Source organism: Rhodococcus sp. OK302, from assembly GCF_002245895.1.
Lineage (GTDB): Bacteria > Actinomycetota > Actinomycetes > Mycobacteriales > Mycobacteriaceae > Rhodococcus_F.
Genome location: NZ_NPJZ01000001.1, coordinates 673,183 through 685,295, shown reverse-complemented (window position 1 = coordinate 685,295; position 12,113 = coordinate 673,183). Strand labels below are relative to the sequence as shown.

General features: G+C 61.7%; 11 protein-coding genes and 1 pseudogene. 9 read left to right on the top strand and 3 right to left on the bottom strand.

What is annotated here, in order from left to right; genetic code table 11:
- Positions 1–3: 3 nt before the first annotated feature.
- Complete coding sequence (locus tag BDB13_RS03145) at positions 4–789, top strand: RhlG family 3-oxoacyl-ACP reductase (RefSeq protein ID WP_094270364.1); 786 nt, start codon at positions 4–6, stop codon at positions 787–789.
- A 6-nt stretch (positions 790–795) separates the two neighbouring features.
- Here the strand turns inward: BDB13_RS03145 and BDB13_RS03140 are convergent, their stop codons facing one another.
- From BDB13_RS03140 to BDB13_RS32775, 3 genes and pseudogenes are all read right to left on the bottom strand, one after another.
- A complete protein-coding gene (locus BDB13_RS03140; RefSeq protein WP_094270363.1) occupies positions 796–2,820 on the bottom strand; it encodes a YhgE/Pip domain-containing protein in 2,025 nt (674 codons plus the stop codon).
- 186 nt (positions 2,821–3,006) lie between these two features.
- Positions 3,007–3,141: pseudogene (locus BDB13_RS33775) on the bottom strand (GyrI-like domain-containing protein); the annotation flags it as partial.
- A gap of 92 nt (positions 3,142–3,233) precedes the next feature.
- The gene (locus BDB13_RS32775) at positions 3,234–3,437 is read right to left on the bottom strand and encodes a calcium-binding protein (RefSeq protein ID WP_254922685.1); all 204 of its coding nucleotides are present in this window, start codon (positions 3,435–3,437) and stop codon (positions 3,234–3,236) included.
- 19 nt (positions 3,438–3,456) lie between these two features.
- Between BDB13_RS32775 and BDB13_RS32770 the strand changes: the two genes are divergently transcribed.
- From BDB13_RS32770 to BDB13_RS03095, 8 genes are all read left to right on the top strand, one after another.
- Complete coding sequence (locus BDB13_RS32770; protein WP_254922684.1) at positions 3,457–3,699, top strand: hypothetical protein; 243 nt, start codon at positions 3,457–3,459, stop codon at positions 3,697–3,699.
- Between the two features lie 189 nt (positions 3,700–3,888).
- Positions 3,889–5,043, top strand: coding sequence for a DUF4185 domain-containing protein (locus BDB13_RS03125; protein WP_176459513.1), 1,155 nt, complete (start codon positions 3,889–3,891; stop codon positions 5,041–5,043).
- A gap of 28 nt (positions 5,044–5,071) precedes the next feature.
- Positions 5,072–6,337, top strand: coding sequence for a helix-turn-helix transcriptional regulator (locus tag BDB13_RS03120; protein ID WP_094270362.1), 1,266 nt, complete (start codon positions 5,072–5,074; stop codon positions 6,335–6,337).
- A 126-nt stretch (positions 6,338–6,463) separates the two neighbouring features.
- On the top strand, positions 6,464–7,513 hold the full coding sequence (locus BDB13_RS03115; RefSeq protein WP_094274635.1) for an iron ABC transporter substrate-binding protein: 1,050 nt from the start codon (positions 6,464–6,466) through the stop codon (positions 7,511–7,513).
- Positions 7,514–7,533: 20 nt separating this feature from the next.
- A complete protein-coding gene (locus BDB13_RS03110) occupies positions 7,534–9,096 on the top strand; it encodes an ABC transporter permease (protein WP_094270361.1) in 1,563 nt (520 codons plus the stop codon).
- Positions 9,093–10,130 carry an ABC transporter ATP-binding protein gene (locus BDB13_RS03105; RefSeq protein WP_094270360.1) on the top strand — a complete coding sequence of 346 codons (1,038 nt, stop codon included), beginning with the start codon at positions 9,093–9,095 and terminating at the stop codon, positions 10,128–10,130. Before BDB13_RS03110 ends, BDB13_RS03105 begins: the two co-directional genes overlap by 4 nt.
- A 114-nt stretch (positions 10,131–10,244) precedes the next feature.
- Entirely contained in the window at positions 10,245–11,333 is a 1,089-nt protein-coding gene (locus BDB13_RS03100) for an S-(hydroxymethyl)mycothiol dehydrogenase (protein ID WP_094270359.1), read from the top strand.
- Complete coding sequence (locus tag BDB13_RS03095) at positions 11,330–11,956, top strand: MBL fold metallo-hydrolase (RefSeq protein WP_094270358.1); 627 nt, start codon at positions 11,330–11,332, stop codon at positions 11,954–11,956. The genes BDB13_RS03100 and BDB13_RS03095 overlap by 4 nt, the downstream gene beginning before the upstream one ends.
- Positions 11,957–12,113 lie beyond the last annotated feature (157 nt).

Below are 12,113 nucleotides of genomic sequence, written 5' to 3'. Positions count from 1 at the left end.
CAGATGAGCTTGTTGGACGGACTGTTCGACGTCAGTGGCAAGACCGTCGTGGTGACCGGTGGATCACGCGGAATCGGTTACATGATTGCTCGCGGATTTGTCGAGGGCGGCGCGACAGTCATTATCTCCGCACGCAAAGCGGAGGCGTGTGACAAGGCAGCGCAGGAACTCTCGGAGTTCGGCACCTGCATTTCACATCCGGCAGATTTGTCGACCGACGACGGCGTCGCAAGTTTGGCGGCCGAAGTCGCCGAGGTATCGCCGACGCTCGATGTGCTGGTCAACAATGCCGGCGCGACCTGGGGCGCACCGGTCGACGATTTTCCGGCTGCAGGGTTCGACAAGATTTTTGATCTCAACGTCAAAGCGATCTTCTTGTTGACGCAGAAGTTGTTGCCGCAGTTACGCGCTGCGGCAACAACCGAGGATCCGGCGCGCGTCATCAATATCGGTTCGATCGACGGACTGGTGGTGTCCGGCTCCGAGAACTTCTCTTACGGTGCGAGCAAGGCTGCCGTGCACATGTTGACTCGGAAGTTGGCGGTAACGCTTGCAGCGGAAAAGATCACGGTCAATGCGATTGCTCCGGGACCTTTTCCGTCGAAGATGATGGCGTTCCTTCTAGACGACGAGGAGAGCGCCAATGCCGTGGCCGCATCGGTTCCGCTCGGGCGTGTGGGTTCGCCGGAAGATGCTGCCGGGCTGGCAATCTTCCTGTCCTCCCGCGCCGGTGCTTATCTCACCGGCGCGGTGATTCCGCTCGATGGCGGAGTGAGTGGAACCCGCTGATCTGACTCAGCTGTGTGTCGGCTGGAGATACACGATCTCCTCGGTGATGGGAGCGTTGTCGTCGGGAGTGGGTTCCTGACGGCGACGCCACCAGATGGTGAAGGCAACTGCTCCGACCACCAGAAGGAACAGACCGGCTACTGCCAGCCAGAATTTCGGTCCGTAGTATCCGACCAGAACCATGCGCATTGCGTTGCGCGCCCAGGTCAGTGGCATCAGGGCGTGCAACCACTGCAGCGGCGCCGGCATCTGTTCGATCGGGTACACGGCGCCGAAGGCGAAGATTTGAATCATCAAGGCGCCCAGGGCGATGAAAGTGCCGTTGATCGGGCCGAATACGACAGTGAACAGTCGTCCCAATGCCACTGCTGCGGCACCGACGAGAATCATGACGGCGATCATTGCGACGACGCTCGGCGGGTCCACATTCGCGACGGTCAGCGAAACTACTGACAGAACCAGGGCCGCCACCAGAGTGACCAGTGCCGGAACACGGTACCGACGCAGACCTTCTCGGACCACGGAGGTGTGTACTTGTTCCGAGCGACCTCGGCGTGGGCGAACCACGAACCAGGTCAGGATTCCGCAAAGAAACAGGATCACAGACATGACGGCGGGTACTGCGCCCGGTCCGAAGCCGGCGGCAGGGTAGCTGTTCTGCGCGTCGACGGAGACGGGTGCCGAGAGCAGGTTGGCGGTGGTGGAACGTTCCTCTTCGGTGAACTGCGGAACCTGGGCAGCGCCTTCGGTGAGTCCCTGCGACAGTTCGTTGCTGCCGGCGTCCAACTCGCCGACGCCGGTGGACAGCTCACCCAGTCCATCGCGAAGTTCGATGCTGCCGGCTGCCAGCTGGCCGAGGCCGGAAGATAGTTCGTTCGCGCCGGAATCGAGTTGATGTGCGCCGGTGGAAAGTTCGCCGAGACCACTGCTCAATTCGCCGACGCCTGCTGCTGCTGCATTCAATCCGCCGCGGTAGTCACTCTTCGGATCGGTGAGTTGGCTCGTGATTTCTCGAGCACCGTCACGCAGTTGGCCGAGTTGGCTGACGATGTCGTCTTCTGCCGGCTGTGCTGTCAGCGTGGCACGCAAGCCGGACAGTGCGTCGACGAGTCCGACGGAGACGGGATCGCCCGCAAGGCGAAGTGAAGTGATCAATGAATCGATCTGGCCAACAACCTGTCCGGACGAACCGACGAGGTCGAGGATCGGGGTGGTCACCATGTCGACCACTTCGCTGATCTGGCCGGCACCGGCGCCGAGCTCATCTGTTCCGGCGACCAACTGCTGCATGCCGGCATTCAGTTCCTGTGACCCGGCGGCTGCCTCGTCTGCCCCGGCAGCAAGTTCGCCGGTTCCCGCTGCGAGTTCCTTCCCACCCTGGTTCGCCTCACCAAGGCCTGTCGCCAGTTCCTTGCTGCCGTCGTGGAGTTGCTTGGTGCCGGCCAAGGCCTGCCCGGTGCCGTCGGAAAGTTGTTGCGCTCCGGCTGCAGCTTCTCCGAATCCGGCGCCCAGATCGCCGAGGCCGATAAGGACCTGGTCGATGGACTGCTCGCCGATCGACTCGGAGACGGCTGAACGAACCTGCGCGATGACGCTTTCGCCGACAGGCGTTGCTACGAGGCTGTTGTAGTCGTTGTAGACCACCTGGAGCTGAGCCTTGCGGCCCGACCCGGTGGCAGCGCTCGCGACATCGGCGCTGAAGCTCTCGGGAATCACCACGGAGAAGTAGAAGCTGCCGTCGTCGACACCGTCCTTCGCCTCCTGGGCCGTCACAACTTTCCACGCGACGTCACCGCTGTCGACCAGTCCGGCGACCACTTCGGTTCCGGCTTCGAGGCGAGTTCCGTCGAGATCGGTGCCGGCGTCGGCGTTGACGATCGCGACCGGCAATTGGTTGACGGTGTCGCCGGGGTTCCACAGCGCCCACATGTAGAACGCAGCCATCGAGAGAGGCGCAATAACGAGGATGGCGAGGATTGTGCGAATGAGGTGCGTTCGACGCGTAGAGACGTCGGAACCGGATGGTGACACTGTCTAGGCTCCTGTCGTTTGACCGGAGCGCAAGTGCGGTTGACGCCACGGCAAAGGTTGGACGTATGTCCAGCTGTGTCACAGTACAAAGAGATGGTCATCAGTGTGACCGTTTTCGGTCAATTGGTGTGGCAATGACGGGCAATCTGTAACTCTGAGTCGTGGCGTAGTTGGCCAAGCGGAGCAAACGGGTTGGCGGAGGATGGTTCGGAGCTTGGCCGGAACGCTCTTGCGAGCGTCACTCGAGTAGATCTCATGGTGATCGCCGTTGAAGTTCAGTCCGTGCTCGGGCATGAACTCGTCGTGTAGCCGGGCGAGAGTGGCGCGACCACGTAATCGCGATTCTGTGCCTTCTTACAGTCGTACTTGTCCATGGCCGAGACTTTCTGCTTCCTATCGGACGGCGAGCTAGATCAGCAGGGGCTCGGTTCGCCGATCTTGACGGCGGACAACACTGCTTCGATTTCCCCGAACGGGCTACCCGCTGACGGCGTCTGATCGACGACGATCCAGTTCGAATCGACCACCTGGCGTCGGCCGGCTCCCGTTGCGTCTGCGCTCCGGGAGAAGAAGACGCCCGCGGCCTGGATGGTGTCCTGCGCATCTTGGAGATTCATACAGACGACGTCAGGCATCATGGCCGGCACTGCGGCCGGCGCCGCAGCGGGCGTTGCGACGGGAGGAGGCGCAACAGGCGAGACAGCGGTCGTCGTCGCGACCGGGGCAGCTGTTGTCGTGGTGACCAATGCGCTGGTTGTCGTCGGCGCTGCCGTTGTCGATGCGGGTTTGGTGTCCGCGCTTTCTCCGGAGCATGCAGTCAAGGCGGTTGCAGCAAACGCCGCGACGATCATGGTGCGCGTAACGGTGCTGGAGGACTGAAAGCGGAGGGAGCGTCGGGTGCGCACGAGGTATTCCTTGGTTTGAGGTGACCCGAAGTAGGGAACTCCGAGAAAAATACACATTAGATGAACGTGATCCGTTGCGGGTCCGTTCATCTATTTATGTTGCTATGCAACGATACTCGTAGACATGTCGGTGCGGACGGTTCGGAGAATTGGATTGACATCAATGGTGAAGTTGTCGGCATCAGCGGTTGCCTGCGTAGTCGCGTCCACCGCGTTACTCGGCGCGACACACGCGCAAGCGTCTCCGTGGGACTGCAATGTCACCGGAAGTCTCGAAAAGTCGGGCGGGCCCACCAACCCGATTCCCTGGCTCAACGGAACCAACGGAAATCTTCCCGAACTGCAGGGTCGTACCTCGGCGGTCGAGTACATCACCGGCGCGCTCAGCCCCAACCAGACCGTCGAACGGTTCAATGTCCTGGGCACGGATCTCGGGATCATGTGGGACAACGGCGCAGGTCAGGTGCTGACCGTGTTCGGCGACACCGTCGGCATCGGGTCCGATCTCCTCTGTAGCGGAGTTGTGGGGGACTGGCGCAGCAACGTCCTGTTCCGCAGCGGCGATGGCAATCTGTCCGACGGCATGAATATCGATTCCTCGCCTACGGACCGGCCGAATCACTCGCGGGAGATCATCGGAAGCCTCAAGGTCACCGGCGTCGAGACCAGCAGCATTCCCACGACGGGCATTTCGGTGAACGGAGTGCAGTACGTCAACTACATGTCTGTGCGGTCATGGGGCGGATCAGGAGAATGGGCCACCAACTTCTCGCAGATCGCGTCTTCGCACGACAACGGTGAGACGTGGCAGGTCGAACCGTCGTCGGCGCGCCCAAATCTGCCGTTGACAGGCAACGCCAATTTTCAGATGGGGTCCTTCGTCAAAGACGGTGGGTACGTCTACAACTTCGGGACGCCGCCGGGTCGTTTCTCCGAAGCGAGACTTTCGCGGGTGAAGGAAGAAGCGATCGTCGACGCCGCAGCCTACGAGTACTGGGACGGAAAGGGTTGGGTACCAAACAATCCCGATGTTGCTGTGCCCGTACTCGATGGTGATGTGAGTGAACTGTCGGTGCAGTACAACAACTATCTGGGCAGATTCGTCGCCATGTACTCCGATGCATCAGGCTCGCTGGTGTTGCGAACAGCGGATCAGTTGACCGGACCGTGGAGTGCGTCCGACGTCGTGATCGGATCGGGCGCCGTCCCGGGTCTGTACGGTGCCTACATGCATCCGTGGTCGCAGGGGCAGGATCTATACTTTCTTGCCACTACCTGGTCGGACTACAACGTGATGCTGATGAGGACGACGCTGTAGAAATAGTGTGCGCCGCTATCGTTGACCGGTGAGCCTCGTCGACAACGCCCCTCAGTTGATCTCGGATCTACGCGACGTCCTGGTCGGACCGCTACCCGAGATCGGGAGCCGATTTTCGGCGCTGATCGCTGATACGGCACCACACTCGTCGCTCGTGATATTTACCCGCGAATGCACCGGTAGGCCGCGTAAAGTTGCCGGCGATCCGGCCGTCGTCGATCGGGTTACCATCGCTGAACTCGATCACATTCGTGGCAGTCTTGCTGTGGGACAGATCTTTCGGGGCGCGATGACGGTCGCCGGTCGTGAGCGAGAGGTGTACGCGATTCTCGATCGGACCGATACGTTGCTCATGCTGACGCCGCGTGCTGCGGCCGCCCGGAACGCATCGCTCACGGTCGTGGCGGCACTGTTCGGCGTTGTCGCGACAGGTATTCAATTGCAGGTTCGCAATGCCAGTCCGGCGTATCTGGCGGAGTCGAGAGCGGCGTCGTCGGAACGCGCACGCACGGTTGCCGAGATGACGGAAATCCATGCTGCGACGCTGGAAACCATTCTTGCCACGTTGCGCTCGGATGATCTCGACGACACTCGGGCGCGAACGTCGGCCCGTGAGACAACATCGTCGGCGTTGATCGGGTTGCGGTCAGCCGTCGACGTTCACCGTGAACTGGCCGAAGAAGCCATCACCACGGCGTTTGCGCGGATGCGAGGAGAGTTGCGGTCTTTGCTCAAACACCGCGAGATCGAAGTGGAAATGGTGGAACCGCCCGTCGACGGCCGCGGCCTTCCCGGTGAAGTCGCGCACGGTGCGCGGGCAGTGGTGCGGGGCGCAGTGCTTGCATTGGCGGACCAGCACACGCTGTCCAGGATTCGCGTGGCGTGGACTGTGGACGGTTCTGCGCTGCTGCTCGATATTCGCGACGACGGCGGAGGCGAAGCGGATGTCGCCGACATCGAGCGTCAATTACGTTCTCGGGTAGAAACTTTGGGCGGCCGCATCGAGTCCGAATCGACGCCTGGCTGGGGTAGTCGAATCAGTGCGTCCCTTCCGCTCGACGTACACCTGGCGCTTCCGGTGGGCCACACACTCACAGAATTGGCGCCGCGCGAATTCGAAGTTCTCGAGCACCTGGTCGCGGGCCGCCGTAACAAGGCGATCTCCGAACGGCTCGGGGTCAGTGAGAGCACAGTCAAGTTTCACGTTGCGGGAGTGCTGAAGAAGTTAGGCGTCGAGAACCGTGGTGCCGCCGCTGCAGTGGGTACAGAAGCCGGCATCAGGCCGGCAAATTGAACATCTGACCAGGTTAAATGTAAATCTCGTTTGCCTATACCCCGTCTTAGGTATGCCAACCCTAGGAGTAGCATCACCCGACGAAGGCAGTCGGGAGTGGTCCCGGCCACTACAGGACGGATGGATATGCGCAAGCGATTCGGACGGATTTCAGGGATTGCGTTGGCTACAGCTGCAGTCTTGGCAGTTGCCGCGTGCTCGAGTTCGGATTCGGACAAGACGACGGAAACCAGTGCAGCGGGTGCTCCCGAGTCGATCACGGTCTACAACGCTCAGCACGAGTCGCTGACCAAGGAGTGGGCCGACGCCTTCACCAAGGAAACCGGCATCAAGGTCGAGATGCGTCAGGGCAGTGACACCGAGCTCGGCAATCAGTTGGTTGCCGAAGGTGACAAGTCGCCGGCTGATGTTTTCCTCACGGAGAACTCGCCCGCGATGACCCTCGTCGAGAACGCCGGCCTCTTCACGGACGTGAAGGCTGACACCATCGCGCAGGTTCCCAGCGAGTACCGCCCGTCGAGTGGCAAGTGGACCGGCATCGCTGCACGCTCCACCGTCTTTGCCTACAACAAGGACATGCTGACCGAAGATCAGCTGCCCAAGTCGCTCCTGGACTTGCAGAACCCGGAATGGAAGGACCGCTGGGCGGCTTCGCCTTCGGGAGCAGACTTCCAGGCGATCGTCAGTGCCCTCCTCGAGCTCAAGGGTGAGGACGCAACCAAGGCGTGGCTCGCGGGCATGAAGGACAACGTCCGCACGTACAAGGGCAACGGCACGGTCATGAAGGCTGTCAACGCGGGTGAGATCCCCGGCGGCGTGATCTACCACTACTACTGGTTCGGCGATCAGGCCAAGACCGGTGAGAACAGCAAGAACGTCACACTGCACTACTTCAAGAACGAAGATCCGGGCGCATTCGTCAGCGTCTCCGGTGGCGGCGTTCTGAAGTCCAGCTCGAAGCAGGATGCAGCGCAGCAGTTCCTGAAGTTCGTCACCGGCAAGTCCGGCCAGGAAGTTCTGCAGAACGGTACGTCGTTCGAGTACACCGTCGGTAGCGATGTTCCGGCCAACGCGAAGCTGGTTCCCCTGGCAGATCTGCAGGCGCCGAAGATCGATCCGGCGAAGTTGAACAGCCCGCAGGTGACGCAGCTGATGACCGAAGCTGGTCTGCTCTGAATCTCGGATTGAAGGACCGCGTGCGGTCGGAGCGAGCGCAGGCTCGCCCGACCGCACGTCGGAACCGACCCTCGTTTCTCCTGGCCGTAACCGCCCTTCTGGTGGTTGCGGTTTCGTTCGTTCCGCTGGGCTACGTGATCGCGCAGAGTATCGATACCGGCTGGGATACCGCTTCGGCGTTGCTGTTCCGGCCGCGGGTGCTCGAATTGCTGGTCAATACGGTGCAATTGGTGGTTGTCACCGTGCCTCTGTGTGTGATCGTCGGTGTTGTCGCCGCCTGGTTGGTGGAGCGCACCCGAGTCTTCGGGGCCAAGATCTGGGCTGTCCTTCTTGCTGCCCCACTTGCCATTCCGGCGTTTGTCAACAGTTACTCCTGGGTGACGGCAATTCCATCGCTCGGGGGACTGCACGGCGGTGTGCTGATCGCGACGCTGTCATACTTCCCGCTGGTCTACATTCCCGTTGCGGCGACATTGCGACGGTTGGATCCCGCAGTGGAGGAATCCGCCCGCGCGCTCGGACTCGGCCCGTGGGCTGTGTTCTTCCGCGTCGTCGTTCCGCAGTTGCGGCTTGCCATCTCCGGTGGTGCGCTGTTGGTTTCGCTGCATTTGCTTTCCGAGTACGGCGCCTTCGTGTTCATCCGGTTCGACACCTTCACCACCGCGATTTTCGAGCAGTATCAATCGACGTTCAACGGAGCGGCCGCGACGATGCTCGCCGGCGTTCTGGTGCTGTTCTGCCTGACTCTCCTGGTGATCGAATCCGTCGTCCGGGGTAGCGCGCGATATGCGCGAATCGGTTCCGGCTCGGCCAGGCGTATGACCCCGGCTGATCTAGGTTGGCGATACCAACCACTCGCGCTCGTCTTTCTTGCCGCGACGATCATTCTGTCCGTGGGTGTTCCGGTTGCGAGCGTTCTGCGGTGGACGGTTCTCGGCGGGCGCGACGTGTGGAAGTTCGACGAACTGGCGTCGGCGCTCGGTCAGACTTTGGGCTTCGGTCTTGCCGGCGCCGTGGTTACCTGTGTGCTCGCCTTCCCGATTGCCTGGATCTCGATTCGTCACCGCGGGCGCTTCAGTCGCTTCCTCGAAGGCGCAACGTACATTTCGAGTTCCTTACCCGGCATTGTCGTTGCCTTGGCTTTGGTGACGGTCACCATCAGATACGTGCATCCGCTCTATCAGACCGTGGGCGTGGTCATCGCCGCCTATTGCCTGTTGTTCCTGCCGCGTGCGCTGGTGAATCTGAGAGTCGGACTCTCGCAGGCGCCGACGGGCCTCGAGGAAGCGGCTCAGTCCCTGGGGATTTCACCGTTGTCCGCGTTCTTCCGCGTCACACTGCGTCTCGCGGCTCCCGCGACAGCGGCGGGTGGCGCGTTGGTCTTCCTCGGAATCGTGAACGAGTTGACCGCCACTCTGCTGCTCGCACCCACAGGAACTCGCACGCTGTCCATGCGGTTCTGGTCGTTGAGCAGTGAGATCGACTATGCCGCCGCCGCTCCGTACGCGCTCACGATGATCGTGCTGTCTCTGCCGATGACGTACCTGCTCTTCACTCAGTCCAAAAAGGTTGCCGGCTTATGACATACGCGCTCGAAGTTGCAGGGATCGACAAGTCGTTCGGAACGACGAAGGTGTTGCGCGGTATCAGCTTTGCCGTCGAATCCGGATCCACGACCGCAATCGTCGGGCCCTCGGGTTGCGGCAAAACCACACTGTTGCGGCTCATCGCCGGTTTCGAGAAGCCGGATCAGGGCAGTATTGCGCTGAACGGGCGCGCCGTCGCCGGCACCGGATGGGTTCCCGCACACCGGCGAACAGTCGGCTACGTGGCTCAGGACGGTGCACTGTTCCCCCACGCGAACGTTGCTGCCAACGTAGGTTTCGGATTGCCCCGGCGGGCCCGGACAAAGTCGCGGATCGCGGAGTTGCTCGAGATGGTCTCGCTGGACGAGTCCTATGCATCGCGTCGTCCCGACCAATTGTCCGGCGGGCAACAGCAGCGAGTTGCGTTGGCGCGGGCACTTGCTCGTGAGCCGGAACTGATGTTGCTCGACGAGCCGTTCTCCGCCCTCGACGCCGGACTGCGCGTAACCACCCGTCGGATCGTGGCCGAGGTTTTGGCGAAAGCGGGCATCACGACAATCCTGGTCACGCACGATCAGTCCGAAGCGTTGTCCTTCGCCGACCACGTTGCGGTGATGAGGGCCGGCAGTCTGGCGCAGCTCGGTTCACCGCGGGAAATCTATGACGTTCCCGTCGACGTTCCCACCGCAGAGTTCATCGGCGACGCCGTTGTTCTGCCGGCGGTCATACGTGGATCGACCGCCACGTGCGCGCTCGGTTCCATCGCAGTATCGCCGAATTCCGTCGACATCAGTGGCCCGGCGCGCATCATGTTGCGGCCGGAGCAGATCGAAGTGACGACCGACGTGACGGCGGTGTCGGGGACCGTCGTAGATGTCGAGTATCTGGGCTCGGAGGCGCTGGTCGGGATCCATGTTGACGGTGACCTCGCCGAGCGTGTGACGGTTCGCAGATTCGGAACGAGCGAACTGGCGGCCGGTGATCGAGTGGGTATTCGTGTTCTCGGTGCTGCCATCGCCTATGCACCGTGACCGGTAGTTAGGTATTTAGGCTAGGTCGATCAGTTATTTCGGCCAGGGTTCCGGTTCGGATATTCGGGCTAATCTCATAGTGCGTTTTATTCATCGAGCCAGGAGCTAAGAGCCATGCCACAGCAGGTACGCGGCGTCATCGCCCGATCCAAGGGTGCCCCCGTCGAGATCGTTCCCATCACGATTCCCGATCCCGGTGCAAACGAGGTGGTTGTTGCCATCGCAGCGTGCGGCGTGTGCCACACCGACCTCACGTACCGTGACGGCGGAATCAACGACGAATACCCGTTCCTTCTCGGACACGAGGCGTCGGGCATCGTCGAGAGCGTCGGCGCCGGTGTCACTCACGTCGAGGTCGGGGACTTCGTTGTTCTCAACTGGCGCGCGGTGTGCGGACAGTGCCGTGCGTGTAAGCGCGGACGCCCGCAGTACTGCTTCGACACGTTCAACGCCGAGCAGAAGATGACGCTCGAAGACGGCACCGAACTGACGCCGGCCCTCGGTATCGGCGCCTTCGCCGACAAGACCCTCGTCCACGAAGGCCAGTGCACCAAGGTGGACGCGTCCGCCGATCCCGCGGTGGTCGGACTCCTCGGCTGCGGTGTCATGGCAGGTATGGGTGCCGCCATGAACACCGGCAATGTCAGCCGCGGCGACTCGGTGGCCGTGATCGGCTGTGGCGGTGTCGGCGACGCCGCCGTCATGGGTTCACGCCTGGCAGGCGCCGGAACGATCATCGCTATCGACCGCGATCCGCGAAAGCTGGAGTGGGCCCTGGAACTTGGCGCCACCCACACGATCAATGCAACCGAGGTCGACGACGTCGTCGAGGCAGTTCAGGAACTCACCGGCGGTTTCGGCGCTGACGTCGTGATCGACGCCGTGGGACGACCGGAGACCTGGAAGCAGGCCTTCTACGCACGTGACCTTGCGGGAACCGTAGTGCTGGTGGGTGTTCCGACGCCAGATATGAAGCTCGAGATGCCGCTCATCGACTTCTTCTCGCGTGGCGGATCACTCAAGTCGTCCTGGTACGGAGACTGCCTTCCCGAGCGCGACTTCCCGTTCCTGGTCGATCTGTACCAGCAGGGACGTCTGCCGCTCGAGAAGTTCGTCAGTGAACGCATCAAGCTCGACGAGGTCGAGAAGGCCTTCGAGACGATGCACCGCGGCGAGGTTCTCCGCTCGGTGGTGGTCCTGTGACCTTGCGTGTAGATCGTGTCATCACTTCGGGTTCGTTCAGCCTCGACGGCGGAACGTGGGAGGTGGACAACAACATCTGGCTGATCGGTGACGACAATGAGGTGGTTATCGTCGACGCCGCGCACACGGCGCAGCCCATCATCGACGCCGTCGCCGGCCGCAAGGTTGTCGGCATCGTGTGCACTCACGGACACAATGATCACGTCACGGTTGCCCCGGAGCTGTCCGAGAAGCTCGACGCCCCGATCTATCTGAACCCGGCTGACGACGTTCTCTGGGAGATGACGCATCCCGGTGTCAAACACCTGAGTCTGGAAGACGATCAGCGAATTGCAGTGGCGGGCACGGATATCCTTGCCCTGCACACGCCAGGTCACTCGCCGGGGTCGACGTGCCTCTACCTACCGGAAGCCGGCGAACTGTTCAGCGGTGACACGTTGTTCTCCGGTGGTCCCGGCGCAACTGGACGCTCGTACTCCGATTTTCCGACCATCATCGGATCGATCCGGGACAGATTGTTTGCGCTCCCCGCCGAGACCAAGGTTCACACCGGCCACGGCGACGGCACCACCATCGGCACCGAGGCACCGCATCTCGAAGAATGGATTCGCGCCGGATCCTGAGTAATCTCCACGAGACCCGGTAGGCAGCGTTCAATACGTTTGGTGCCTACCGGGTTTTGGATACTGAATATCGAACCACGCCTCGTGGCGAGCTGCCGCCCGCAGCTCGCCGTAGCGAATGGTCTCTCGAGCTGTCATCGTTCCATCTCACTCTCGG

Bases quoted from the DNA above. Each gene is read 5' to 3' on its own strand.
- BDB13_RS03145 (WP_094270364.1), top strand. From the start codon at position 4: ATGAGCTTGTTGGACGGACTGTTCGACGTCAGTGGCAAGACCGTCGTG.
- BDB13_RS32775 (WP_254922685.1), bottom strand. From the start codon at position 3,437: ATGAATCTCCAAGATGCGCAGGACACCATCCAGGCCGCGGGCGTCTTC.
- BDB13_RS32770 (WP_254922684.1), top strand. From the start codon at position 3,457: ATGGCCGGCACTGCGGCCGGCGCCGCAGCGGGCGTTGCGACGGGAGGA.
- BDB13_RS03125 (WP_176459513.1), top strand. From the start codon at position 3,889: ATGGTGAAGTTGTCGGCATCAGCGGTTGCCTGCGTAGTCGCGTCCACC.
- BDB13_RS03115 (WP_094274635.1), top strand. From the start codon at position 6,464: ATGCGCAAGCGATTCGGACGGATTTCAGGGATTGCGTTGGCTACAGCT.
- BDB13_RS03105 (WP_094270360.1), top strand. From the start codon at position 9,093: ATGACATACGCGCTCGAAGTTGCAGGGATCGACAAGTCGTTCGGAACG.
- BDB13_RS03100 (WP_094270359.1), top strand. From the start codon at position 10,245: ATGCCACAGCAGGTACGCGGCGTCATCGCCCGATCCAAGGGTGCCCCC.